The organism is Paenibacillus sp. FSL F4-0243, from assembly GCF_037963295.1.
Taxonomy (GTDB): Bacteria; Bacillota; Bacilli; order Paenibacillales; family Paenibacillaceae; genus Paenibacillus_AQ.
On the sequence record NZ_CP150151.1, the window covers coordinates 254720 to 281652 of the forward strand.

The following is a 26933-nucleotide window of genomic DNA, read 5'->3' on the forward strand; positions in this document are numbered from 1 at the left end:
TAATAGGGACTCGGTACACTTTTTCTTTTTACATTAGGTATTGCCCTTTGCGCTAATATATGATAATTTAGTTCTGCACTGCATGATTCTTTTATATTTTGTGCGGTCGTGGCGGAATTGGCAGACGCGCACGGTTCAGGTCCGTGTGGGTTAATCCCCGTGGAGGTTCGAGTCCTCTCGACCGCATACCTAAGTGCTTATAAATTAGCTGTACTTTTGAATTGCTCTTCAACCTGAAGAGCCTTTTTCTATTTATAAGGATATTTCAGATTTGGATAACTCTAATGTAAAAGAAGTGAAGCGAAGATGGAACCTAATGTAAATGTCAATACGAAGCGAAGTGTGAGGTTTCTTGAAAAATATTTTTCAGGAGAATCGTTAGATTATCGACATATGATTGCTTTATTTATCCCTATTCTGGTAGATCAAGCCTTTATAGTGGGGCTAAATCTAGTGAATACGGCTATGATCAGTTCGTCCGGTGTGGCAGCTATCAGTGCGGTGAACATGATTGATTCTCTTAATCTTTTTCTCATTAGTGTGTTTATCGCGGTATCAACAGGTGGTACGGTTGTCGTAGCGCAGTATAAAGGAAGCGGTAATAGTCTTATGGTATCAAAAGCTACCGCAGGCGCTACTTCATCGGTTTCCCTTATGGCTTTTGTTATTGGTATGTTTGGTATTCTTTTTCATAATCCGCTGTTGAACTTACTATTTGGAGCAGCTTCACCCGAGGTAATGCACAACGCCCGAATCTATTTGATTGGGAGCTGTATCTCCTATCTTGGTATAGCTGTGGTAGAGGCGGTGTGTGGTGCTCTTCGGGGAATCGGAAGGACGAGAGCCTCGCTTGCGCTATCGCTCATTATGAATTTAGTTTACGTCCTCTTGAATCTCGTATTTATTAACCTTTTGCATATGGGCGTTCTAGGAATGACCATTTCTATAAATATAGCTCGATATTTGGGCGCGATATGCGCTCTGTATTATCTGTTCCGGATGGACAATGAACTGCATATTCGAATTCGTGACTTACTGGTGGTTCAATTCTCCATGCTCAAAAAAATAATGTTCATCGGTATGCCGTTTGCGGCGGAGCAGATGTTCTTTAATGGTGGTAAGATTCTGACGCAAGTCTTTATCGTCAGTCTCGGTACTTACGCGCTTGCTACAAATGCTATCGCCTCTTCCTTTGCGGGGATTATGCAAATTCCGGGTAATGCGTTGTCTTTGACGATTATTACAGTGGTCGGACAATGTATGGGAAGCAATAATGTTAGGGATGCTCGGAAATTTGTTAAATCGTTTCTCGTAGCATCTTCCCTTTCCTTTGTGGTGATGGGATTGTTAGTTATGCCTTTCTTCCATCCGCTAGTGTCGATGTTCCATCCACCTGCTGAGATTGTGAGGGATATCTTCATAATTGTACTTATCAATACAATCGTACAAATACCGCTGTGGTCTGTTAGCTTCATAACACCGTCAGCGCTTAGAGCGGCGGGTGATTCCAAGTTCACATCCATGGTGTCTATGTTAAGTATGTGGTTGTTCCGTGTAGTACTCGGATACATCTTAGGTATTGTTCTCGATTTCGGTCTACTTGGGGTTTGGTTAGCTATGAACTGTGAGTGGGGAATAAGAGGATTCATATTTCTACGGCGCTTCATGGGTAAGAAGTGGGTTCAGCATCGTGTTATATAGTAAAAGTAAAAGACACCCCGTGTGGGTGTCTTTTTGTTTGCCATGCATGTAGTATTATTCTTTGATCTGTGAGAACAAATCATTCAAAGCTTCACTCATTGTAGGGTGAGTAAAGATATGATCTCTCAAAAAGGTAAAATCTTGCCCTGTTTGTATTGTCATGCTCACGATATTAATCACTTCGCTAGATTCCGCACAGAACAATGTAGCTCCTAGGATTTTATTGGTTTTTGCATCCACAATTGCTTTTAGGAAGCCCTCGGTTTCGTTAATTAAGCGAGCACGTGGAATAGCTGCTGCAGGCAACTTAGCGACTTTAATTTCAAGTCCTTGTTCGACGGCTGCTTCTTCACTTATTCCTACTCTGGATAGCGGGGGATCAATAAATACACTGTATGGAACAACGTCACGGTCATTTGTGGTATGGGAATGATCGCCGAAGAGATCATTTCGTACAATTCTATAATCATCTAATGAGATGTAGGTAAACTGTAATCCGCCTTTGACATCTCCGAGGGCCCATATATGGGGAACGGTGGTTTTTAGGGAAGGGTCCACCTTAATAGCACCCCGATCTGTAACTTCTACACCGTTTGCTTCTAAATTTAATCCCTCAATGTTTGGTTTTCTACCTGTCGCAACCAGAACCCCATCGACTTTCAATTCTTGAATAGCACCATCTATCGAAAAGGAGATAACTGCTCCATCTTTAACATCCTTCAGTCCTATAACCTTTGCATTCAGTTTGACCTCAATGTTCTTCTTGGTAAAGGTTTGGAGGATGGCGTCCGCGACATCGCGGTCTTCTTTAGGAATGAATTTCGAGGAACTCTCCAGCACCGTAACCTGTGAGCCGAATTGACTGTAGATCGACGCGAATTCCAATCCAATATAACCACCACCAATGATGGCTAGTTTAGTTGGGAGCTCCTTAAGATCCATAATGGATGTGCTGGTATATACGAACTTACTATCTTGTATCCCATCAATAGTAGGAATGATGGTTTCAGCGCCCGTATTAATGAAGATTTTATCGGCGGTCAAGATTTTCGTCTCACCGGCATCCTTTACTTGGACTTCGTGATCCGATAAGAAGGAAGCTTCACCATTGATAACTTCTATATTCTCGTTCTGATTTAGATTATCGTAATTTTTTTGGCGTAGACTTGAAATAAGCTGATCCTTATTATGGACCGCTTCTATATAATCTTCCCCTTGATGGGCTTGATAAGCTAAGGATTTCGTAGGGATACAGGCGATGTTAATGCAAGTTCCACCGTACATTTTCTTAGAGCGTTCAATCACGGCTACTTTCCATTTTCGATTAGCTAGTTCTGTGGCAAGGGTCTTTCCGCCTTTACCGAAACCAATAATAATAGCGTCGAACTTGTTCATTTTAATACCTCCGGGTCACACAGGGTGTTTTAAATTATGCATTAAATAGCATGTTGCTTTATTATTACCCTAAATCCGAAGGCCATTAAACGAACGATAAAGAGATTTGAAGACGAAAAAGAGATCTCCTCTAAATGGAGTCTCTTGATGGTAAATATCGATCTGCCATCGATCATGATTGTTTGACCCGTAATATAGTCGGAATCTTACTGTGTCATTTCTTCGATCGAACTCATTCTAGATGCATGTGCATTGCCGCCTTCTTTAACAATGAAAGAACTGAGTTCGAGGTGCTTAGGAGGATCGCTTTTTGGTGTTCGCTCGACATAAAACTGTCTAGGTAGGGGAGAGTGTAGGGAATCCCATGGTGATCACTGCACCGCCATCCTTACGGTTCCCTGCCGAAATCAGACCTCCGGAGCGCTCAACGATCGCACGGGATATGGCTAGTCCTAGCCCTGATTCGCCATCTTTTCCTTTTACAAACCGGTGGAACAGGTATGGAAGCAGATCTTCTGATATGCCAGGGCCATCATCACTAACGGAGAGCAGAACCTGATCATCTTTAACCGAAGCATGAATGTAGATATGCTGGTTAGCATAACGAGTGGCATTGGAAACTACATTAAGCAGCGCCTGTAATAGCTTATCTCTATCGGCCCGGATCGTAAGTGGCTCGCAGTCATCGTAGGATACATGTAGAGTCAGCCCCTTTTTCATCAAAAGGGGGTTCATGCGTTCAATTGTTTCTACGACTAAATCGTCCAGAGAAAGCTCGCTAGTTCTAAATATATCCTCCTCACTATCCAGCTTCGCAAGCAGGGTCATTTCAGTAACGAGCTTCTTCAGACGACTACTCTCACTCATGATAATATCCAGACCTTTATCGATCCCTTCCCCCTCGAAGATACCATCCTTAATCCCTTCAGCATACCCAGAGATAGACATTAGTGGGGTCTTTAATTCATGTGAGGCATTCTGGAAAAATTGCTTCTGTACGTGGTTAAAACGATTTAATTCGCCAGCCATGTCATATACCGACTTAGCGACAGCGCCAATCTCTCCGCCAGCTTTGATTAGCTTAACATCCGAAAAGTGGCGTTCCTTTACCTTTTTCAGCTCTTGCTGCAGCTTCATTAGAGGTTGGATTAGCTTTTTCGTGATAAACAGGCCAAATAGGAGCATGAATGCTCCTGCTGCACCGAAAACGATTAGAAGTCTTTTGAGCAGAGCTTGTTCAATCGTTGTAACTGCGCTCATAGGTGTAAGCAGAGTTAGCGTGCCTATCGGGGTGGACTTCACTTCCGTTATATATCTTGCATCTGTTCCATTCCATATGTTCTGGAGATCCGAGGTTTGACCTGCGACAAACTGCGTATTGGAGTTTACCGCGATTGAACTCATGTTCGATGAGGTGGACAATACTTTTCCTGTCTCATCGCTAAGAATGGCCTCGACGCCTGCAGTACCAACAGTAGAAGGCATGATCACGGGTAACGCATGGAGTTCAGTCCCCATGTCGCCCTTGTACGTGCTTCCCTCAATCATAGTGGCTGACATGGCAGAGCTAATGGTTCGCAATTCTGCCTTTTGTGTACCGACAAAATGATTGAGCAGTACAAAGTGGATCACGACAGCGGTAATAGACAGGAGCAGTACCAATACGATGCTAAAGGCTATATTAATCTGATGTGCTAGCTTCATTGATCTCCATTCCCTCCTCAATACGCATACGATAGCCATGTCCCCATACGGCTTCTATCGGGAGCAGGTCTAGTTTTTTTCGCATTCGTTTAATTAAATGGTCCACGGCGCGGTCACTCCCGAAATAGTCATCTCCCCAAACATAGGTTAACAGCTCATCTCTTGTAAATGCGCGGTTTGGAGAAGCTGCAAAAACTTTTAGAAGGGTGAATTCTTTGCTGGTAAGTTCAATCTCATTTCCGTGCCAGAACACACGTCTTTCCTCCAATAATAACTGTAGGTGGCTAACTTCAATTTGCGTCGATGGGTGTGGGGTACTAATTGCGGGTTCCACGGGATTACTCATTTTATACCAGCGTTGTAACTGGCGTTTAATGCGAGCAACTAGCTCCCGGGGGCTAAATGGCTTGACCAGATAATCATCACTGCCAAGCTCTAAGCCTAATATTTTATCCACTTCATTATCTCTTGCAGAGATCATAATAATCGGTACCTCGGCTTCATTGCGAATCCGCCGACAAAACTCGTACCCGTCCATGCCAGGCAACATTACGTCGAGCACCCACATATCGGGTGGGCTTGTCTGCCATAAGGTCCATGCTTCCTCAGCGCTGCCAAGGCCGATCGTGCGGTAATTTTCTTTTTGTAAATAGGCTTCTACAAGATTACGTATATGCTGATCATCGTCTACTACGGCAATGAGATAGTTGGTATTCATTTCGTTACCTCCAGAGTATTCTTCTGCAATTATATCAATCCATAGGTGGGTATAGGGGTCTGCCATCGTTTTTCCACAAATTAACCAATGTTATGCCACATCCATTTTGTAAGCTTGGACTTGTAAGATCATTCAAATCGACGAGGAGTGTTGTATTTATGAATCAACAGATGATATTTAAAAAGTTAGCGTTGTCCGCCCTACTAGTGTCCGCAGTTGTCGCACCGACTGCAGTGAACGCAGCTAGTGGAGCAAACGATCAAAGTGCGAAGACAACAGCAGCAGCCGTGGTTACTCCAGCAAATAGTGGATCACTTTCTGCAAGCTTAATAAGCTTTGATTGGGTAGATCCCCTGGAACTGGCTAAAACATACGCACCTAATACCCTGGAAGACTGGAAGAAGACCTTGGATCAATATTATAAGGCTGCTGGATTTAGCATTACCGCAGTTTCTGAGCTTGTACCTTCTGAGCAGGCGGAGGGAGTTAAATTATCGAAAGAGATTGGATCAGCTGAAGCTCTGCCCGTGAGTTACATTGAAGCGGGTCGCAGCGTTGATATCCAATTACCTGAAGCTCAGAAGATGGAGAGTGTTGTCTCTACTTCAATTAAAGGTGTAGCGGCAATTGCGGCTGTAGAAGCGACTGGAGCTACGATTTCAATTCAAGAACTTAGTGAGGCTGATAAAGCCTTCTTCAAAGCCCAAGAGGATCTGAATAGCGCGGCTAAAACCAAAGATTCCACTGTGATTAAGGAAGCTTTAACTAAATTATTGGATCAATATAAAGAGAAAATCAAGGCGTTAGAAACGTCGAAGTAACAGTGATAACCGCAGCTTGATACAGAATAGAGAGAATGAAAAGGTAAAAGCAAAAAGACACCTCGAGGGGTGTCTTTTTGTTACGTAAATGTATCTAGTCCAACCCAATCTCGCTTTTTGATTGAACCCTTGCCCTTTTCCGCCAATTCACTCCGATCACCCCGGCAATGATCATCACCGTGCCGGTCCAATGATACCATTCCAGCTGTTCATTCAGCAGGAGTACACCGCCAAGAATAGAGACAACCGTCGAAAGACTGCCGAAGATACTCACGCGTGAAGCCTCCATTCGGGATAAAGCATAGTTGGAGAGGAAGGAGGTCACGAGGGAAGATAGCACACCGAGATAAATCATGGAGAATATGAATTTTGGCTCCTGAAAAGGTGTGAAATATTGATTCAAGGTTCCTGCCGATCCATGTTTAATGATCGACAATCCATTAAAAAATATAAATCCAAATAAAGTAATCATATAAGTGAGCTCTTTAGGACTCCAAGTTCGTGTCAGCTTTCGGGCCGCAACATTATAGCCGGCAAGGGATAGAGCTGAGATTAGGATGAGTAAGACGCCCCACAGACTAGAGGAAGAAATACTCACGCCCGGAATGGCAAAGATAAGAATGATGCCTGCAACCGAGATTAAGGTGGAGATCTTCTGGAATCCGCTTGTAGTTTCTTTCAAGAACATCGCTGCTAAAATGATGGTAAAGATGGGCATGGTCGCCTGAATAATACCCGCTACAGCAGATGTTGTATGCAGAAGTCCAAAGGCTTGAAGTGTAAAGTACAACGATGGGTATAGTAGAGCAAGTGGGATTACCACTGCTGCCTTGGAAATACCAAACTTCACCCGCCCCCATCCTGGAAAAGTAAATAATGAAGCGGCAAGGAAAGATAACGTGAAGCGGTGAGCTAACGTATCGAATGGGTCCGAGACGGTTAAAGCCATTTTTACAAATATAAAAGAAAACCCGACAATAATAGCATTCAAGACAGCAGCTACTATCGCTTTTTGAGTAGAAGATGTATTCATCTATAAGACCTCCAAAGTGTTGCGCGCATTTAGGACCGGTCCTGTTATGCTCTTTATTCTAAGGCTAGAACAGCTATGCTACAATGTAATTATTGTTCATCTGTACCGGTACAAAATAGACTCGGAGGTAGGTGAAGGGCATATATAAGTATTCGGAGTTAATCAACGATCTGGAATTACAAATCGCTGAAGATACATATCGTGAGGGCGACAAGTTACCTTCTATTCGAGAGCTAGCGCTACGTTATGATTGCAATAAGAGCACGGTTATTCGAGCACTCCAAGACCTTCAGGACAAACATCTAATCTATGCCGCGTCAAAGAGTGGATATTATGTCATGAAACGCAGTGGGGAGCGAAAAGAAGAGGGCGCGCACTGGATTGATTTTACAGCATCTGCACCGGACCCGGATATTTTTCCGTATCTAGATTTTCAACATTGTATTAATAAGGCGATCGATATGTACCGTAAGGATTTGTTTATCTATGGAACGCCGCAAGGGCTGCCGTCTCTGATCCGTGAAATGCAGCGGCAACTGGCCTCATATCAGGTATTTGCTGATTGCAAACAGATTTTCATCACCTCTGGTGTGCAGCAAGCACTTGGACTCTTAACCCGTATTCCTTTTCCGAATGGCAGGGAGCGTGTGTTGATTGAACAGCCGAGTTACCCACTGTTTATGGAGTATTTGAAGACGTACGACATTGAGACAGAGGGGATACAGCGTTCGGATGACGGGGTGGATTTGAATGAATTAGAGCGGTTATTTAAGACGGGCCAGTTCAAGTTCTTCTATACCGTACCACGGTTTCATAATCCGCTTGGCGTTTCCTATACCCGCAACCAGAAGAAGGCGATTGCCCAGCTTGCAGCTAAATACGATGTGTATATCGTTGAGGATGACTACATGGCAGATCTGGAGCAGGATACGAAGCAAGATCCGATTTATGCCTATGACAATACATCACACGTTATCTATTTAAAAAGCTTCTCCAAGATTATATTCCCAGGTCTGCGCGTTGGTGTGGCTGTACTTCCTGAGGTGCTCTGTGAGTCCTTTAACCGATTCAAAAGACTGATGGATATAGATAGTTCTATGCTGTCTCAAGCTGCCTTGGAGTTGTATTTGAAAAGTGGAATGTTCGAGCGCCACCGAAAAAAGATGCGTTCCTGCTACGGAAAAAGATCCATGCTTCTCCATGATTCGATTATGAGGGAGGAAAATGCAGCGTCTGAACAGCATTATTCCTATGTTCCTGCCAGTCAGCTAGGCGTGCATACGTATCTGAAATTGGAGGATAACTTTAGAGCAGAGCAGATAATCAAAAGGCTGCAAAAAAAGTTCATTCGAGTGGAGATGGCGAATAGCGGTTACCTTCCCTATTTTGCGAAAAAAGAGAGAATTCTAAAGCTCAACGTATCTAGTGTAAAAGAGCCTGATATTTCTTCTGGCATTGCTCAGGTGATTCGAGAAATACGATAATGCAATAGAAGCTACAGCAAACTTGAGGTGAATAAAAAAAGCCTGCTTAATTTAGCAGACTTAAGGAAATACATTATATCTTATTGATCTTCTACTATCTCTGACTGCCAGCCTAACTGTCTGCACATCTCGCTCATTTTGCGAATATTCAGCCTAGCCTCAATCCGGGTTAAGCCCAATCTGATCGAAGTATCCGCAGCCAAGCGAAGCAAATATACCAAGGTATCAGCCTGCGCTTCTTTAGCCGCATAATCTAATAATACAAGGGTATTGTCTACGACACCGGCGCGTACATATCCCCAATAGCTGCCATCAAATTGCCGTATGGTAAACAACTCGCGATCCTCTGTCACTCCAACCTCTTCTAGTGGACTCTCCAGATGCTCCAGCCACTCCTTTTCAGAAGTGAAATGTAGTGTATATTGCGGAATGTTCCACTCAGTTGTCTGGGTCGCGAGGTCGGCAAGCTGCTTACTATTTTCTAAAGGGATCCAATTTTCCAAGGGATGATCTAACTCTGCGGGAACGTCTACGACTATTTTCCAGGGTCTGTGGTTTACTTCTACGCCAATGGACCCAAGGATCTCAGGTATGCCGACACTTTCCAAGCCTCTTTGCTTGGCGATCCGAATAAGTGCTCTCAGTGCATCCGGTGAACCTTTTGCAACATCATTACTATGCATGACTACAATGGTTCCATTCTCAAGCGTAGGTTCAACTCTGGCAACGATCTCTTCAGCAGTAATACCAGACCAATCTCCGCAATCAAGGCCTTCAATATCTAGATAATCGCCCCATTCTGTCAGCCACTCGAGATTTTCTTCCCGGAATGAGCAATATGGAAAACGCATGAAATTGGGAGAAGGGAGACCCGTTGCGTCCTGATAGGCCAGCTCAGTCAGCTTCAACTGCTCTAAGAATACCGCCTTTGGTACTTGGGCCATTCGCCGATGATGATACGTATGCGGAGCAAGCACATGACCCCGGGACAGGATCAATCTCGCCTTCTCTGGATAGCGATCCATCCATTCCCCAGTGAAGAAAAAGGTGCCGACAGCACCTTCCTCCTCCAAAACATCAAGCCATAATTCAACCGGAAGCTGGGAAGGCCCATCATCAAATGTAAACGCGCAGATGGCTTGGTTCACATCGCCTTTCCAAACCGCTTTAGCTGACATATTGACGCCTCATCTCTATGGTTATTTAGTAAAAAAAGTTCGGCAAGAACTCTTTATTGGCTTCCAGCATTTCATCCAGCATACGAACCGCCACATCTACAGATGGAACGAGTGGATGATGCACCATTGCCTGAAGGGCAAGCGCACGGTCACCGGTCACAGCGGCATCAATGGCCAGCTGCTCGTAGGTTTTTACAGCATGAATAAGCCCTTTGGCCATCGGTGGAATCTTAGTCAGTGGTAGAGGTAGTGGTCCGTTCTTGGTGACAACACAGTTCACTTCAATGCTTGCATCATCTGGCAAGAAGTCCAGTATGCCACGGTTAGCAACATTCAAGGTCTGGATGTCGTTTGAACCGTTATAGAGCGATCTCATGAGATTAACTGCTGCTTCTGAATAGAAAGCACCACCGCGTTGTTCTAGCTGTTTCGGTTTCTCGCTCAGCTCTAAGTTGGCGTATAGCTCAAATAGCTCTTCTTCTACGCGTTTGACGACTTCAGCGCGGTTGATACCTTGCTTAAACGATTCCATCTGCTCTTCGAGCATGGCATCCGTCATATAGAAATATTTCAAATAGTAGGAAGGCACGGCGCGAAGAGATTTTAGGAATTCTGGATTCCACTCTCGGGCTGGCACGTTCTTGGCACTGTAGCCCTCTGTGAGCATATCATCCAGCTTATCTTCACCTTCAACGTCGATTCGAGTAATCCAGTGTAAGTGATTCAGACCAACGAATTCGGCATAAACACGGTCGGCAGCTACGTTATATTTGGAGGATACTTGTTTGATCAGACCGATAGGTGCATTACAGAGACCGATACTCTTTACTTTGGAGTATTTCAGAACAGCCTCAGTGACCATTCCTGCAGGATTGGTGAAATTGAGCAGCCATGCGTTAGGAGCCAGCTCTTCGATATCCCGGCATACATCCAGAATGACAGGGATCGTACGCAGTGCTTTCATCATTCCGCCAGGACCTGTCGTTTCTTGACCAATGACACCATATTTAAGAGGAATCGATTCATCACGTGCGCGGGCGTCAAGCATACCGACACGCATCTGAGTGCTGACGAAGTCTGCACCTTCGATAGCCTTCCGGCGGTCTGTTGTAAGATGAACTTCAATCGGAAGCCCGGATTTCTCAACCATGCGTTTAGCGAGATTTCCAACGATATTCAGCTTGCGAAGTCCAGGTTCGATATCTACGAGCCATAGTTCACGAACAGGAAGCTCCTTGTAATGAAGAATAAATCCCTCTACCAATTCGGGTGTATACGAAGAACCCCCACCGATAACTGCGATCTTTAATCCTTGATTAGTTGCCAAGATCAACCACTCCTGTCTTTTTTGTTTGTTGGATCGATTCATAATCTTGAAATTGCCGCATGGTCTCATACGCTTCACTACTAAGGGTCAAACCATCTTGATCCATCGCGGACCAAACGGCACCTACTACGGGCTCTGTGGCAAGAGTCACCACAGTTGCTTGTGGAGCTGCGGCTTGTACAGCTTTCTCAATAGGTCCGCGAATCCAGCCGCGATCCCCACGGGTTAGCAGACTTCCCGCCAGAACCACATCGAAGGTGTCCTGCTCCATCCCAAGCTTGTGGATGACTGCAGCAGCGGACTTCCCTAACTCAACGCCTTGCCGATTTAGAATCTCTAAGGCTACAGCATCTCCTTCAGCTGCTGCCTCGAAGAGCAATCGAGCAGCATGAACAGGGACCCTTTTCCAATGATTGAGGAAATCATTAAACATATCTGCAACTTCCTCATAACCTAGTAAGTTGAGTAGAAGTCCGGTTAAGAGGGTAGGTTGCTCCCGCCCATCCCAAGCTCTTATGACAGAACGAAAGACTTCAATGTTGAGAGCACCGCCACCACCGAAGTCACCGTACATGTAGTCAAAGCCACCACACTGATAGTGCTCTCCTTGCGTGTTTCTGCCTGCCGAATTGGTGCCTGTGCCACAGATTAGTGCAACTCCATAAGGGCGAGTCGTCCCTGCACGTAATCCGATCATGGTGTCACAGTTAATGGTGTAATTGATAAATCCGATCTCGCGAATCATTGGATGGAGAATGAGATAATCGGCCTCTCGGTCAGCACCGGCAAGCCCAAGATAGGTATGTTGGATGTCCTCCAATCGGAGTCCAGCCTCATCTAGTGCCCCGAATGTGGCCTCTCGAATGCTGTTGGCTGCCTCAAGTGCGCCTGTCTGGTGGTTGCCGTTACCGCTCCTGCCCTTACCGAGAACATTGCCATGTTCATCGCATAGCAGAGCATAGGTTTTGGTGCCTCCACCATCGATCCCCAAGTAGTAAGTCAATGGTTGTCACTCCTTGTTTATATGATTTAATTAATTGGAAGTAGTAGATTCCCGTACAATTAACTCTGGGTCAATCTTTACTCCAGCTCCGCGCTTCATCTTTCCAGAGATACGCTTTAAGAGCATTTCGGCAGCTGCTAATCCAATTTTGTCCGAAGGCTGACGGATCGTTGTTAAATATGGATGAAGCTGTGAAGCAATATAATGATCATCATAACCAATCACAGCTACTTGTTCGGGTACCCGAATGCCAGCTTCCATTAACGCGTTGATGACGCCAAGGGCGATATTGTCATCGCCAGCGAATACCGCAGTAGGTAATTGTCCTTCGTTCAGCCAACGCTTGCAGGTTTCGTATCCCATTCCAATTTCGAAATCACCATGTACAATCTCAAATGGAGTAAGACCTTTTTCCTCAAGCGCTTGTAGGAATCCGGCACGCCGCTCCCGCGTACTACGGAACATCTCCTGTCCACATAGATGAGCGATTGACGTATGACCGAGCGCTAACAGATGACTGGTAGCCATGTAGCCACCTTTGAAGTTATCAATCGTGATAGAGTAGGTGTCATTCTCAGGCTTTTGGTTATCAATCAGCACATAGGGGATGCCGCGCCGTTTTAATTCCACAATATAATTATCCTCTTCCATCGGAGAGAGTAGAAACAAACCGTCTACACGATCCTCCTGGATTAAATAATGGCTATCATCCGATTCGATGCCTGCTGAGATGGAGATGGCCAAAAAATAACCATGCATCGCTAAGACTTCATTCAGCTCTTTGACCACTGCGTCAAAAAAAGAATCCTGCAGGGTCGTGACAATAATCCCGATAATTCCCGTCTTACCGCTTGCCAGACTGCGTGCCGCTGCATTAGGGCGATAATCCAGCTCTTTAATGGCCTCCAGCACCTTCTGGCGATTATTCTCGCGTACCGATTCGGCCCCATTTAAGACCCGGGATACGGTTACAACCGATAATCCTGATTTTTTGGCTACATCAAAAATACTCACTTTCATCTCTAGTTCTCCTCGCGGCAGATTTTCCGATCCTGTTTTCTACCTTTAGTATACAGGGTTGGCAGACTGTCCGCTAAACGTATGATTTCAAACAGGTATACCGTCCCTAAAGGGACGGCATATCTGCCAAATATTAACGATGAATGATCTCCGTAACTTTTTTCTGAATCGTCGTCATCACCTCTTCCACCGTCTTATGTCCAGTTTCTACTGGCTGCAATTCATTAATGAACATGTCATTAATTTGCGAGTAGTTGGTGATTAAATGGTTGTAGGATTCGAAGCCATAGTTCACAGCACCCTCGTAGACATTTTTGATATCTTGTGGATCGATGCCGTCAAAATGTTTATAGTAAGCTTCAGCAGCTTCGGTGTTGACTGGCGGGTTACCGCCACTAAGCTCAATGGATTTCTCCTGCACTTCGGTAGTGATCAAATATTTGATCCATTCCAAAGCTTCCTTCGGATGTTTGGAGTCCTTCAAGATCAGCAGCGGATCGACGTAAAGTGTGCTGCGTACCTTATCGTTGCCTCCCCATGGTACAGCGGCTACACCGATTTTGAAGGGAAAGTCATTCGCACCTGCAAGGTTCCATGAGCCACCGATAGACATCCCGATTTTGCCTGCAACAAAGGGATCACCGTTCTGTCCAGCTACGCTTTTGCTCCACTCGGAGGAAGGAGAGACTTTATCTTTGAAGACGAGATCAAAGAGTTTGTTGTAGGCAGCAATCACTTCAGGGGAATCAAAATAAGTCTCGGAAGGCACGCCGCCATTCGTCCATGTATCCTCTGAATAAGGCTGCGCTCCAAAATATAATGGCCGCATATCGCGTTCAGACCAGGTGAAGTCTACGCCATATTGTGTTTTGGCAATATCATCGGAGACGAGAGTCATTTGTTTAGCCTGGTCGACCATCTTTTCAAACGTCCAGCTCTTATCTTCATAATCGCTTGTTGGGTAAGTCAGTTTGGCAGCATCAAACATGTCTTTGTTATAGAGCATCAAGGTGACATACATATTAACTGGGATACCATATGTGTGATCTTTAACCTTATAAATGTTCATCAGGTTCTCTGGGATGTTGTAATCCGCTGCCTTGAAACCATCCTCTTTTAAAAGGTCGGTCAAATCGAGCAGCATATCCTTGTTGTAGTATTCTGCGAAACCTCCATAACCCCAGTGACTTGTCACATCGGGTGATTTGCCACCGGCAATTAGCGTTTGCAGCTTGCTGTCGAACTGCTCATAAGGTGCTTTTTCCACTTTTACTTTAATGTTCGGGTGCTGCTTTTCGAAATCAGGAATTAATTTCTCAACAAAAGTCCGGTCTTCTGAATCTATTGTGTAATGGGTGATGGTTACCGTTTCTGCTTTGCCTCCTGAATTGGTCGAGCCACCATTTCCTTCAGATAGAGTGTTACCCGCCGATTTGCCGCCGCTACAGCCTGACAATGCCAGAACAACAAGCATGGTTGTTGCAAGTAAAAGCGCACTACTTTTCCTGTTCTTGTTCATTAGCTAAACCCCCATGATTTCAAGTATATTTGGCCGCCCGGATGGCGGATTATTACTTAATCCCTGTAAGTACAATCCCTTCGACGAACTGTTTCTGTGCTACAGCAAACAGCGTTACGATAGGAACCATAGCTAGAACCGAAGCGACCATCAGCAAATGCCAAGGTGGAATGCGGAATCTCGATGAGGTGAGAGAAGCCATCCCGACGGGTAGCGTGAACTTCTCTGACGAGCTTAGGTAAAGCACCGGTGTAAGCAGATCGTTCCAGTTGTAGATAAAAGCAAAGATAGCTACAGTTGCAAGGGCGGGTTTGGAGAGTGGGAGTGCTATAGTAGCCCACATCCGTATTTCGCCGCATCCATCAATGCGTCCGGCATCAAACAGCTCTTCAGGCAACGTGGAGAAGAATTGGCGCAGCAGGAAAATGTTATAAGCTGAGCCGAAAAAAGCAGGCACAATCAAGGGTAGGAAGGTGTCGATCCAGTTCATTTGCGAAAAGAGTACGAATTGCGGAATCATAATGGCTGGATAAGGCAACATCATTGTGCTCAACAATAGGATGAACCATATCTGATTCCCTCTACCTCTGAATCTGGCGAATCCATAGGCGACCAGTGCTGAAGAAATCAAGGTGCCTACAACGCTGAGGCCGGCAATAATTAAACTATTTTTGTAAAGCGTACCGAACTGCAGGGTATCAAATATTTCTGTGTAATTACTCCACTGCCAGCTCTCTGGAAGAAAGGTGGGTGGGAACTTCAGCATCTCACGTTTGGACTTAAGTGAAGTGGAGACCATGAAGAACAAAGGAAGCAGCATCAGAAATGTTGTAACTACTAAAGTAATAAAGCTAAAAATCTTAACAGGCTCCACTTTCCGGCGGCGTTTGGTTCCTTTAGTCTGGGGGCTTAGCGCTCTGACTGTACTCATTTGCGTCCGCCTCCTTCGTAGTGAACATAACGGTTAGACAATTTCATAATTAGTGCGGTGCACAGCATAACTACGATGAGGAGCACCCATGCCAAGGCTGAGGAATAACCGGCACGATATTCTTTGAAAGCACTGGTGTAGAGATTATAGACATAGAACCAGGTAGAGTAATTTGGACCTCCTTGAGTCATAACAAAAGCTTGGGTAAAGACTTGGAAGGAATCGATCAGTCCCATAATTAGTTGAAAAAGCAGCACGGGAGAGATCATCGGTAAGGTAATGTTCAAGAAAATTCTGAAGCGTCCGGCACCGTCAAGGTTAGCGGCTTCGATCAAGCTAGCTGGTACGCCTTGCAGACCTGCGAGGAATAAAATCATTCCTGAGCCTGCTGTCCAGAACGTCATGATGATCAAGGCATATAGTGCAGTGTCCGGGTTCATCAGCCAAGCCGGTCCATGAATACCGAACCAGGAAAGGATGTAATTGAAGAGCCCGATCTGCGGATTGAAGATCCAGTACCATAGGAGGGACATGGCCACGCCGGATACCATGCTTGGAAAATACATGGCCGTTCGGAAAAAGCCGCGCAGGGGAATGGTCTGGTGAAGCAATAGCGCAAATCCAAGACCGAGAACAAGCTGGATAGGTACACCGATGAAGGTATATCTCAGCGTGACAACCACCGATTTCCAGAATAGGTCATTGTGAAACATCTCTGTGTAGTTAGCGAGCCCGATAAACTTAGGTGGGTGTATGATGTCATAATCAGTAAAGCTGAAGTAAAGCGATGATAAGATAGGATAAAGGGCGAATACTAGGAAGCCGATAATCCAAGGAGAAATGAACAGATACATGTAGAAAGTCTGCCGCCTGTTCTCGCGATTGATCATGACACACCAACCTCTCATTTTAAAGTATAAGCGCTTTAACTTTTGGTCGTGCTAATACTATTAAGTAGCAATAATAATAGATACCTTGGTATTAAAGTTTAATCGCTTTAACTTTTTGGTTCGCTTGATAAGCTTATCATAGAGGATGATCACTAAATAATCAATACTTATTTTTAACTATAAGAGCGCTATCAGTCATTAAACATAACATTAACCCTGTTATTTTTTTAAGAAAGTCCCTCAAACAAGATTTATAAGGTTTTTATGATAGTAATTATAACATATAAATGATATTTTCGATTGATATTTCTCATGCTATGATTAGGTTTGGTCATATTTTGTTAGAAATGAGGAAACTGAATGACGACTAGACCTTACTTGAAAATGATCCAGCATTCTGTTACAACCTCAGGGATTACCTTTGAGGAAGTTACACCGAATTTCGTATATAGAGCGACGGATGGATTGAAATCATTTGTGATGGTAGACGCTGAGATCGGACTAAACAACAGTGCTTCTACGATCATTGCTATGAGTAAATCTCTAACTTATGACGTTTTGCATAAGGCGAATATCCCCGCGGTAGAACATATCTATTTGCCACATCCTGACTCCAAATTTAACAACTTGAATCCTTATTCATTGGCTGAACGTTATTTCCAAACGCTCAATGGGGTGGTAGTTATGAAGCAGGATAACGGGGCACAGGGAAATCATGTGTACAAAATTAATGAGATAGCGGATCTGCACGAAAAGCTGGATTTATTATTTTCTTTACAGCTTAATGGGGCAATAGGTCCCTATTATGAAGCGGAGACTGAGTATAGAATCGTAACTTTTAATCACCAGGCGCGTGTATTCCTTGGAAAAAAAAGAGTTCGCTCTTGGAAGCACAATTTGATTAACGGGGCTGTTGCTATTGAGGTTAGCGATCAGGCCAAACGAGCGGCGCTTGCGGCGCTTGCTTCCGAGACCTCTAAAGCGATGGGCCTTGATTTTTGCTCCGTGGATATTTTAGAGACAGATCAAGGCCTCAGGGTGATCGAAGTGAATCATAAGGTTATGCTAGATGAGTATTGTAAGCAGAATCCAAGTGAAGTGCCAGCGCTATCTGATCTTTATCAGGAAGTCATTCTCCAGCGCTTTGAGAAGCTATAAGCCGATATCGAGCAGCGATTGCCCGAATAATCTTTTGGCATTTCCGATAAAGGTTTGCGTGCCGACAATTACAATAATCTCGGAAGACGAGCGAGTTTGTATGTGCGTTAGAGCGTCCTCTAAATAGGGGAACTCGTAACTTTGTTCGATAAAACGTTTGGCAACATGGAGTGCATCTGTAGGAAAAGAAAGATGACTAATATCGGGCTTTGTGATGATTAATTGATCCGAGACCGAACTCATCACTTCGATAACCCCTGGGTAATCTTTATCTTTAGGGACACCGATAATTGAAGTTACAGCTCGGCTGCGGTCAGGATTCACCAGTTGAATAAGCTCAGCCAAATAGCCTGCCGACTCTTTATGAATTGCTCCGTCAATTATCGTTAATGGATCATGGCAGATCACTTCACAGCGACCCGGCCATTGCAATTGTGCAAAGCATTTGAGAACGAGTTCCCTATTCAGAGGACCACTTGTAATATCCTCACATAGTGCGACTGCAGTGGCTGCATTTAGAGCTTGAAATTGCCCCAATAACGGAATCGTTAAGGACGGGTAAATTGCTTGATTTGTCTGAACATTAAAAGTAGTTCCAACGGGTGTTATTGCAATAGAGTCAGCCCAGAACTGCTCCTCATAATACTGGACAGTGTTGGAAGTGAGGTTCGCTTTTATAGTCGCAAGTACGCTCGATTTCTGTTTGCTAATATAGACGTTAGTAGCCTTGTTTTTGACGATACCCAGTTTATGTAGTGTAATGCTGTTCAGGTCAGGTCCCAAATTAGCTACATGTTCCTCCATAATCGGAGTAATGACAGCCCAATTATTCTTCAGGACATTCGTGTCATCAAACCTTCCGCCTCTTCCACATTCAATTACATTGAAATCGGTATGATTCTCCTTGAAGTACAACGTCGCAATCGCCAGACCCACCCCAACAGGACCTTGATACTCATCAGCGGCAAGCTGATCTTCAATCGTTTGAAATCCCTCGCGAACCACATTTCCTAATCGTACAAAATCCTCTGCGGATATGGCCCGCCCGTCAATCCGTATTCTTTCGTTGAAATCCACCAGATGAGGGGAGGTAAACAAGCCCACTTTATAGCCTAGGTGACTTAACAAAGAAGAGATAAACCTTGAGGTGGATCCCTTACCTTTACTGCCTGTGACTAGTATGTATTGTTGATCTCGATCCGGATTTCCGACTAGTTCCAGCAATTCTCTGGTTAATTCCGGTCGTCTAACTTGTCCATCCAAAGTTTCAGTGATGTTGTTAATGGCTCTTAGATAAGAGCTGTAGATCATATCTTCTACCTGGGCTTGTGAAGTGAATTCCACGATCATCGCTCCATTTAGTTAATTTTTGCTCGTTCTTCAGATAGTGTCGTGTAGATGATTATCGGAAGTAGTATCAGAGAAATAGCAACGGTCAGAGCGATGCTCCAGTTCAAATCCTTATACAGCTGTACTACTGTAAACAATAGAGCAATTACAGGCAAGACCAGCTTATTTAAGTGTTTTAAGAATAGGGAGTTCATGCTTCTCTTTACGGTAACCGATGTGCCGATACTGGGGATTTCTAGTTCATTTCGTGACAAAGCGGTGATTCCGATAAATAAGTGGCTGTCGATAAATTTGAGCTGATCATCCTCCTCATTTAGCTTGATCAACTGGGCAATATGCTCAGTGTCTATATCTAAGATGGGGACGGTGATTTCTTTGTTGTTATAGGTGATGACGATTTTGTCGGTCTCTTCCATACCCAGCAGCTTTCTAACATTGGGGTGAATTCGGCATAGATTTTGGTGCTCATCAAAAGGGTAGGGATGCCCTACTCTTAGTGTAAGCTCTCTTTTGCCTATAAAAAGATTTCCTAATGCGGTTAAGGGCCGTTTGATTCCCAGATGTATAAGTTTATGTATGCCTGGCTTGGACTGAGGACTTGTTCTTGCACGGGTAATAATTAGTTGATCATCCTCAGTGGCATGAGTCTCAAGTAACAACATGATATATCTGTTGAAATATAGTGCATTCGGCTTGGCTGTGTCATCCTCTTTTAACGTTAAGTTTACCCGAAAGCCATTCTTAGGATTAATCAGCTCTACATGGTTCGAATACTTGCGGACGAGCGTTGGACAAGCTTTGACATAAGGTTTGGCAATCTCGTCCACTTTAGGAATTCCCCGAAAAATCGTGTTGTACTCAGGTTTAGTAATGGTTAATCCTGTTATGGGGCAATCTCCTAGCTTGTCCTTTGCTCTTTTAGATAATTGAATACTGCCTCTAGGGATATCACTTTTAGATAAAAGCAAACAGCTAACCTGAGCATCATTCTCTGCTTTAAGCTCGACAAAGATATGGTGGACTAAGCCTAATTCAGCCAGCTCGTCGGGGTTCATCGTGAGTTCTTCCCGGGCAGTATAGCTTTGTTTGTCCAATAGGGTGAAGGTCTGCTCGATATTTATGTTAGGCACCTCCCAATTGATTGATGATTTGTTCGAGGGAATGAATGGTTTTTTGGAATAAATCAAATGATTTCGGGTTACGATAATTTCGATTAATTTCAATTTGAATACTTTGAACTAACAGCTCTTTGGCGGAATACGATGTGACCGTTCCCGGATGAGATGCAGAAAATGTATGGTTTTGATGAACATTGGTAATACCATTATTGAAAAAAATACGTACGACTTCATTTATGTTATTTTCTTGTATGGAAGTTCCGTGTAATGTACCTAAATCAATATCAAATTCCCTATCCTTAGAGGCACCATGCAAGTCTATAACAAAGTTAATTTGATGTTCTTTGACAATTGTTCCAAGTGCAGCTTTATATTCTCCGCCAAGGATGTAATTGGGGTCTTCTTTGGAGAAGCTATTGGAATAGATACAGTAGCAATTGGTAAGCTTTTGTAACAGCAGCGCAAGAGAGCCTGTATACATATCTGCAGGTTTTACAGCATGTTCTCTATAGTGGTTAATGGCATGCGGAGCAGACACAAGGACAGGAAGAGTACCTTCTACAATGGAGTAAGAGGGCTCTACCCCGATATCGCCAAAATAATTATTATTAGAGAATTGTAACTCATACTTTTCGATCAGAGATAAGATATGCAATCACCTATTCATAGTTATTTTAAAAATATAAGAAAGTCGAAGGCGTTTATACTTGTCTATTATAACGTTTGAAGATTTGTAATGGCGAGTTTCTGCAATAAAATGGTTATTGAAATGTTCCAAACGGTGTGCTAATATTTCAATTGAAAACGTTACCGATAAGGATACCGGAAAAAAAGCGGAGAATATTTAAGAGAAATGAAAACGCTGACATTATTCTCGGTGAGCAAGCTCGGAGACGTCTTTAAGAGAAGTAATTTAATAAAAAGTTCGAGGGGGAAGAAAAATGAAGAATATTAAAAAATATCTAGGGCTCATGTTGGTAATGTCTATGGTTGTAGTCTTGGCAGCAGGGTGTGGGAATAAAGAGAACAATACAGCAACCAATGGTGGAAACGCTTCATCTGGTAAAAATGGATCGGTTTACTTTTTAAACTTCAAGCCTGAAATTGCAGAAATATATGAAAAAATCGCTAAGGATTATGAAGCGGAGACAGGCGTTAAAGTAAAAGTCGTAACAGCTGCAGCAGGTACTTACGAAACCAAATTGAAATCCGAAATTTCTAAGTCCGATGCACCTACGATCTTCCAAATTAATGGACCTGTTGGTTTCCAAGCGTGGAAAGATTACACCTTGGATTTGAAAGATACTAAGCTATACAGCTACTTGTCCGACAAAAGCTTGGCTGTAACTGAAGGCGAAGGCGTGTATGGTATCCCTTACGTAGTTGAAGGATACGGTATTATCTACAACGACGCCATTATGAAGAAATACTTCGCTTTAGCTGACAAAGCTGTTTCGATCTCTTCCACAACTGAAATCAATAATTTCGAGACTTTGAAAGCAGTAGTAGAAGATATGACCGCTAAAAAAGATCAACTGGGTATCAAAGGCGTATTCGCCTCGACTTCCCTCGCTGCGGGTGAACAATGGAGATGGCAGACTCACTTGGCTAACTTGCCACTGTACTATGAATTCAAAGACAACACTGAGTTTGATAACACAGTTCTTGCCGGTCTAGCTTCTAAGGAAGTTGAATTCAAATATAACGATAAATTCAAAAACATCTTTGATCTTTACATCAAAAACTCTGTGACTAAAGAATCCCTTCTGGGTAGTAAATCTGTAGCGGACTCCATGGCTGAATTCGCACTGGGTAACGCAGCGATGGTTCAAAACGGTAACTGGGCTTGGTCACAAATCAATGATGTAGATGGTAACGTAGTTAAAGCTGAAGACATCAAATTCTTGCCTATCTACACAGGTATGGAAGGCGAAGAAAAACAAGGTCTAGCTGTAGGTACAGAAAACTATTTGGCAATCAACAGCAAAGCCTCTGCTGAGAACCAACAAGCTTCTATCGCATTCTTGGAATGGCTGTTCTCCAGTGAAAAAGGTAAAGCTTATGTAACGAACGACTTAGGTTTTATCGCTCCATTCAACACGTTTGAAGACAGCGAAAAACCAGCAGATCCACTTGCTAAAGAAGTATCCGCTTGGATGGAAAAAGATCTGACTTCCGTAGCTTGGACATTTGCGGCATTCCCAAGTGAAGAGTTCAAAAATGTCTTTGGTGATGCGCTCTTGCAATATGCTCAAGGCAATAAAACCTGGGATGAAGTTGTAACCATCTTTAAGGACACTTGGAAGGCTGAAAAGGCAAAATAATAAATGCATGGAAAAATGATTGAATAACTCTCATTGTTATAAAGATAAAAGCTTAGTGCCACTGGATTCCCGTTGGAATTTCAGTGGCACTAAGCAACAATTCGAGTGAATTCATCTGTTTCATCATTTTCCATCCTGAGATAGGAGAAGACTCCATGGAAAAATCGATAAGAAAATATTTTGCTCTTTTTGCATTACCGACCATAATAGCCTTTGGGATCGCATTTGTTGTACCTTTTCTGCTAGGTATATATTTATCCTTTACAGAGTTTACTACCGTTAATGATGCAAAATGGATAGGGTTTGGCAATTACATTAAAGCATTTTCAAATCAAGAATTTCTAAATGCACTAGGCTTTACTGTTAAGTTTACAGTTCTATCTGTTCTTACGATTAATGTATTCGCCTTCATACTGGCGATGTTGTTAACTAGAAAGCTAAAAGGGACTAACGTATTTAGAACTATTTTTTTCATGCCTAACTTGATAGGCGGTATCGTATTAGGGTATATCTGGCAGCTGATCTTTAATGGGATTCTGTATAAATTTGGAGTTACTTTGACCTCTGACGCAACTTATGGATTTTGGGGATTAATCATCCTTATGAATTGGCAATTGATAGGTTACATGATGATTATCTATGTTGCAGGTATTCAAAATGTGCCTAAGGATATAGTAGAAGCCGCAAGAATTGATGGAGCTTCACGTTCAAAGATTTTACGTAATGTGACGATTCCACTCGTAATGCCATCCATTACCATTTGTTTATTCTTAACGTTATCGAATTCATTCAAATTGTTTGACCAAAACCTAGCGTTGACCGCTGGTGCTCCTTCTAAGCAGACCTCGATGTTAGCACTGGATATCTACAATACCTTCTACGGAAAAACAGGATGGGAAGGTGTTGGTCAAGCGAAAGCCGTCGTATTCTTTGCACTGGTAGCCTTAATCGCCTTAGTACAACTTGTCATTACTAGAAGAAAGGAGGTTGAGAACTAATGCAACAGACTAGAGCAAAAGACTATTCCATATTCACTATTTTGTTGGTCTTGGCCATTGCGTTCTTATCTCCGATCTTTATTGTTCTGATGAACTCCTTTAAAGGTAAGTTCTACATTAGTGATACACCTTTCTTATTCCCTAATGGAACTACTTTTGTTGGTTTGAAGAACTATACTAGCGGTATAGCGAAGATTGATTTCTTCAGTGCTTTTGGAATGTCCTTGTTTATTACGGTGTGTTCGGTTGCTGTAATCGTGTTATTCACTTCCATGACCGCATGGTATATTACTCGGGTGAAATCAAAATTCACGAACTTGATGTATTACGCATTTGTGTTCTCGATGATCGTACCGTTCCAAATGGTTATGTTCACAATGACTAAGACAGCCAATGTACTGCATCTCGACAATCCGATTGGGATAATCTTGATCTATCTGGGATTTGGATCAGGGCTATCGGTATTTATGTTTAGTGGATTTGTGAAGTCCATCCCACTGGAGGTTGAAGAGGCGGTTATGATTGATGGATGTAATCCACCGCAGGCGTTCTTTAAAGTGGTATTGCCCATCCTTAAGCCTATAGCTGTAACCGTAGCGATCCTTAATGTAATGTGGGTATGGAATGACTTCCTGTTGCCCGACCTACTGATCGGTACTGAATACAAAACCATTCCTATTGCGATACAGTACCTAAAAGGTGGATACGGATCGATTGATATGGGAGCTATGATGGCGATGCTAGTTCTAGCTATTGTACCCATCATCATTTTCTACCTCACCTGCCAAAAATATATTATCGAAGGTGTCGTTGCAGGAGCCGTTAAGGGTTAAATAGAATATGTATGTAGAAGCGAGTAGGGTGCTTTTCTTGTGGAGTCTTCTCTTCAAGAATCCCCTACTTTCTTATTTAACGTGTAAAGGAAAGGTAGAAATGGAGAGATTGACTATCATAGATATCGCCAAATTATGTGGGGTTGGCGTGACTACAGTATCTAGAGCTATAAATAATCATCCGGATATTAATGAAGAAACAAAAGCGATGGTTATGAAGGTCATCAAAGAAAACCATTATGTACCGAATAACAGTGCCAGAAATTTAAAACGTTCCGATTCGAAAACGATTGCAGTATTGATCAAAGGGATATCAAATCCATTTTTCAGCCCGATGATTAAAGTATTTGAAAAAGAGATCCAGCGAAAGAAGTACTCCTTTATCCTACAGCGAGTCGATGAGAATCAAGATGAGATCGAAGTGGCAATTGAGCTGGAGAAAGAAAAGCGCCTGAAGGGAATTGTGTTCCTGGGGGGATTATTCTCACACTCTCAAGAAAAATTACAGCAATTGACGGTTCCATTTGTCCTCAGCACGATTGGGATGACGGAAGAGTTTGATCTAAGTAACTATTCCTCCGTATCTGTAGATGACTTTAATGAGAGCTATAAAATTGTAGACTATTTATGTAATCTGGGACATGAAAAAATAGCAGTTATTACCGCGCCTGAAGATGATGTGAGTATCGGTAAATTAAGATATGAAGGATATAAAAAGGCTCTTTCTGATCATGGAATAGCTTATAATGAACGGCTAGTACGGCGGATGAAAGAGAATATTGACAGCTATAGTATGGAAAATGGATATGCGGTTACAAAAGAGTTGCTAGAGTCAGGGGAAGAGTTTACTGCTATTTTCACCTTGTCAGATAGTATGGCCATCGGTGCTTGTAAAGCCATATTTGAAGCAGGCAAGCGAGTTCCTGAAGATTACTCTGTGGCAGGTTATGACGGACTGGATATTTCCTTCTATTATAATCCTTCTATTACTACCATCAAACAGCCAGTAGTAGAAATTGCGGAAGCGTCGATTAAGATTTTGTTTGATCTCATTAATAAGAAGGTAAATCATGCGCATCAGATTTTCCCTGCAGAATTAATCGTTAGAGAATCTACGAGATCTATATTGTAGTGTCAAAAAATTTTATAGGTTTATGTTTATTTACGAATCGGGGTGGGGAGATAGAGCCGCAAGAGATTAAACTTAATGAATCAGCAACATCACACGGTCTCTCGCCGCATTCGGTGACCCTACTCGGATTCGGATTGATATTAGGTAAAAAAGGCCGCTCCTATTTAATTCCGAAATTTCAAGTCTTTGCTCAGTGCACTTCGAAACATCCCCACACTTAACAATACCAAGGGTAGAAATAACCCGAAGGTTATAATGTAGTACACCCAATAATTATCAAACACCGCGTTGTAATAGGTGTAATTCGGAGCAATGAGAGGTGCTAGTGCGATTAGGATCATCCCAGTAGGCAGAGTTAGCACCCGAAAATCTTTTAAGTTTAATAATTGGGATAACCCTAGGACGAAAGCATAGAAGTATAATGTTACTTCTATAAACAAGGTTAACATCCACATTAGAGCTATCATGGCTTCAACCCGCTCAAAGATCCCACCAACCGATATGCGTCTTGCTATGTTATAACTGGGATATATATCTCTGGTCGTTAAATCCGGACCTAGTACTAATACGGAAACAGTGACTGTCAGGAAGATGATAATCCCACCTAGGAAACAGCCCTGTAATAAGGCTTTTGTTATTTTTTTTTGTTGATTTACATAAGGGAGGAACATTAGAAAGACAACGGGTTCTAAGAAGGTGTAAGCCGAAATGGAGATGGACCCTCTTAGCACTGGCTTTATTCCGTCCTCCAATATGGGCAGCATTCTGACTATTTCCATCTGAGGAATAATGGCGACCGTTAGGATTAGAAATAGGATTATAACCATGGGAGTAAAGATCTCACCCGTTCGTCCGATAACCTCAATACCGAGTCGTGTTGCCATAATGACAATCAGTATAAATAAGATTAGAATGGCCGGAATGGGGGTTCCGGGTAACATTTCCGAGGTCACGAAATCAGCGACTTCCCGCATACTTCCTACGGTAACAATGAGAAAATACATTAAGGTCAAAAGAGATATAATAGTCCCTATCCATTTTCCAAAAACCTTTTGAATCACTTGGATAAGCGTTAGGTTGGGGTATAACTTTGCGAATTTGCTGTACAAAAAAATGGCTAGTAAACCTACGATCATTCCAATTAAGGAGGAAATCCAGGCATTTTGTTTGGCGTAGTGTGTAGTGGAAGGGGGGATTACAAGAATGGAATCCCCAATGGTAAGAAGCATAACAAGAATGGTAAGTTGACGAATACTTATTTTACCCTTTTCGAGCATGGCTTTGTTCCCTCCAATT

At 43.1% G+C, this 26933-nt stretch carries 23 protein-coding genes and 1 tRNA gene; 9 read left to right on the forward strand and 15 right to left on the reverse strand.

All coding sequences use genetic code 11. The features are described from left to right. Positions 1-102 precede the first annotated feature (102 nt). A tRNA-Leu gene (locus tag NSS87_RS01190) sits at positions 103-186 on the forward strand. Positions 187-306: 120 nt separating this feature from the next. After that, positions 307-1701, forward strand: coding sequence for an MATE family efflux transporter (locus tag NSS87_RS01195; protein WP_339244309.1), 1395 nt, complete (start codon positions 307-309; stop codon positions 1699-1701). 54 nt (positions 1702-1755) lie between these two features. Here the strand turns inward: NSS87_RS01195 and NSS87_RS01200 are convergent, their stop codons facing one another. The 3 genes from NSS87_RS01200 to NSS87_RS01210 form a co-directional block, all read right to left on the reverse strand. Further along, on the reverse strand, positions 1756-3096 hold the full coding sequence (locus NSS87_RS01200; protein ID WP_339244310.1) for an FAD-dependent oxidoreductase: 1341 nt from the start codon (positions 3094-3096) through the stop codon (positions 1756-1758). 336 nt (positions 3097-3432) lie between these two features. Next, positions 3433-4800, reverse strand: coding sequence for a HAMP domain-containing sensor histidine kinase (locus NSS87_RS01205; protein WP_339244312.1), 1368 nt, complete (start codon positions 4798-4800; stop codon positions 3433-3435). Then, positions 4778-5518: a response regulator transcription factor gene (locus tag NSS87_RS01210; protein WP_339244313.1), complete on the reverse strand. Its 741-nt coding sequence runs from the start codon at positions 5516-5518 to the stop codon at positions 4778-4780. Before NSS87_RS01210 ends, NSS87_RS01205 begins: the two co-directional genes overlap by 23 nt. Positions 5519-5676: 158 nt before the next feature. On the opposite strand from NSS87_RS01210, the gene NSS87_RS01215 reads away from it, so the two are divergent. Then, on the forward strand, positions 5677-6339 hold the full coding sequence (locus NSS87_RS01215) for a hypothetical protein (RefSeq protein WP_339244315.1): 663 nt from the start codon (positions 5677-5679) through the stop codon (positions 6337-6339). Between the two features lie 94 nt (positions 6340-6433). Here the strand turns inward: NSS87_RS01215 and NSS87_RS01220 are convergent, their stop codons facing one another. After that, positions 6434-7372, reverse strand: coding sequence for a DMT family transporter (locus NSS87_RS01220; protein WP_339244316.1), 939 nt, complete (start codon positions 7370-7372; stop codon positions 6434-6436). Positions 7373-7512: 140 nt separating this feature from the next. Here NSS87_RS01220 and NSS87_RS01225 point away from each other — a divergent pair, with 140 nt between their 5' ends. After that, positions 7513-8856, forward strand: coding sequence for a PLP-dependent aminotransferase family protein (locus NSS87_RS01225; protein WP_339248374.1), 1344 nt, complete (start codon positions 7513-7515; stop codon positions 8854-8856). A gap of 80 nt (positions 8857-8936) precedes the next feature. Here the strand turns inward: NSS87_RS01225 and NSS87_RS01230 are convergent, their stop codons facing one another. From NSS87_RS01230 to NSS87_RS01260, 7 genes are all read right to left on the reverse strand, one after another. Continuing rightward, a complete protein-coding gene (locus NSS87_RS01230; protein ID WP_339244318.1) occupies positions 8937-10034 on the reverse strand; it encodes a polysaccharide deacetylase family protein in 1098 nt (365 codons plus the stop codon). Between the two features lie 25 nt (positions 10035-10059). Next, positions 10060-11403, reverse strand: a complete 1344-nt coding sequence (locus NSS87_RS01235) for a 6-phospho-beta-glucosidase (protein ID WP_339244320.1) — start codon at positions 11401-11403, stop codon at positions 10060-10062. Then, entirely contained in the window at positions 11351-12364 is a 1014-nt protein-coding gene (locus NSS87_RS01240; RefSeq protein ID WP_339244321.1) for a BadF/BadG/BcrA/BcrD ATPase family protein, read from the reverse strand. Before NSS87_RS01240 ends, NSS87_RS01235 begins: the two co-directional genes overlap by 53 nt. 30 nt (positions 12365-12394) lie before the next feature. Further along, positions 12395-13384, reverse strand: a complete 990-nt coding sequence (locus NSS87_RS01245) for a LacI family DNA-binding transcriptional regulator (RefSeq protein WP_042184112.1) — start codon at positions 13382-13384, stop codon at positions 12395-12397. A gap of 133 nt (positions 13385-13517) precedes the next feature. Beyond that, on the reverse strand, positions 13518-14903 hold the full coding sequence (locus tag NSS87_RS01250) for a sugar ABC transporter substrate-binding protein (RefSeq protein ID WP_339244322.1): 1386 nt from the start codon (positions 14901-14903) through the stop codon (positions 13518-13520). A 52-nt stretch (positions 14904-14955) separates the two neighbouring features. Then, positions 14956-15834: a carbohydrate ABC transporter permease gene (locus NSS87_RS01255; RefSeq protein WP_042184115.1), complete on the reverse strand. Its 879-nt coding sequence runs from the start codon at positions 15832-15834 to the stop codon at positions 14956-14958. Next, a complete protein-coding gene (locus NSS87_RS01260; protein WP_042184117.1) occupies positions 15831-16724 on the reverse strand; it encodes a sugar ABC transporter permease in 894 nt (297 codons plus the stop codon). The genes NSS87_RS01255 and NSS87_RS01260 overlap by 4 nt, the downstream gene beginning before the upstream one ends. A 360-nt stretch (positions 16725-17084) precedes the next feature. Here NSS87_RS01260 and NSS87_RS01265 point away from each other — a divergent pair, with 360 nt between their 5' ends. Further along, entirely contained in the window at positions 17085-17882 is a 798-nt protein-coding gene (locus NSS87_RS01265) for a hypothetical protein (protein ID WP_339244324.1), read from the forward strand. Here the strand turns inward: NSS87_RS01265 and NSS87_RS01270 are convergent. From NSS87_RS01270 to NSS87_RS01280, 3 genes are all read right to left on the reverse strand, one after another. Then, the gene (locus tag NSS87_RS01270) at positions 17877-19226 is read right to left on the reverse strand and encodes a Mur ligase family protein (RefSeq protein WP_339244325.1); all 1350 of its coding nucleotides are present in this window, start codon (positions 19224-19226) and stop codon (positions 17877-17879) included. The two genes, NSS87_RS01265 and NSS87_RS01270, sit on opposite strands and share 6 nt — an antisense overlap. A gap of 14 nt (positions 19227-19240) precedes the next feature. Then, on the reverse strand, positions 19241-20287 hold the full coding sequence (locus tag NSS87_RS01275) for a hypothetical protein (RefSeq protein ID WP_339244326.1): 1047 nt from the start codon (positions 20285-20287) through the stop codon (positions 19241-19243). A gap of 67 nt (positions 20288-20354) precedes the next feature. Further along, positions 20355-21005: a hypothetical protein gene (locus NSS87_RS01280; RefSeq protein WP_339244328.1), complete on the reverse strand. Its 651-nt coding sequence runs from the start codon at positions 21003-21005 to the stop codon at positions 20355-20357. Positions 21006-21291: 286 nt separating this feature from the next. Here NSS87_RS01280 and NSS87_RS01285 point away from each other — a divergent pair, with 286 nt between their 5' ends. From NSS87_RS01285 to NSS87_RS01300, 4 genes are all read left to right on the forward strand, one after another. After that, positions 21292-22674 carry an ABC transporter substrate-binding protein gene (locus NSS87_RS01285; RefSeq protein ID WP_076286658.1) on the forward strand — a complete coding sequence of 461 codons (1383 nt, stop codon included), beginning with the start codon at positions 21292-21294 and terminating at the stop codon, positions 22672-22674. 155 nt (positions 22675-22829) lie between these two features. Then, positions 22830-23672 (forward strand): sugar ABC transporter permease, encoded by an 843-nt coding sequence (locus tag NSS87_RS01290; RefSeq protein ID WP_042184126.1) that lies wholly within the window; start codon positions 22830-22832, stop codon positions 23670-23672. Then, positions 23672-24505, forward strand: a complete 834-nt coding sequence (locus NSS87_RS01295) for a carbohydrate ABC transporter permease (protein WP_042184128.1) — start codon at positions 23672-23674, stop codon at positions 24503-24505. Before NSS87_RS01290 ends, NSS87_RS01295 begins: the two co-directional genes overlap by 1 nt. 100 nt (positions 24506-24605) lie before the next feature. After that, positions 24606-25637, forward strand: a complete 1032-nt coding sequence (locus NSS87_RS01300) for a LacI family DNA-binding transcriptional regulator (RefSeq protein ID WP_042184130.1) — start codon at positions 24606-24608, stop codon at positions 25635-25637. 164 nt (positions 25638-25801) lie between these two features. Here NSS87_RS01300 and NSS87_RS01305 read toward each other — a convergent pair whose 3' ends face one another. Further along, entirely contained in the window at positions 25802-26914 is a 1113-nt protein-coding gene (locus NSS87_RS01305) for an endospore germination permease (protein WP_339244332.1), read from the reverse strand. Positions 26915-26933: the final 19 nt, after the last annotated feature.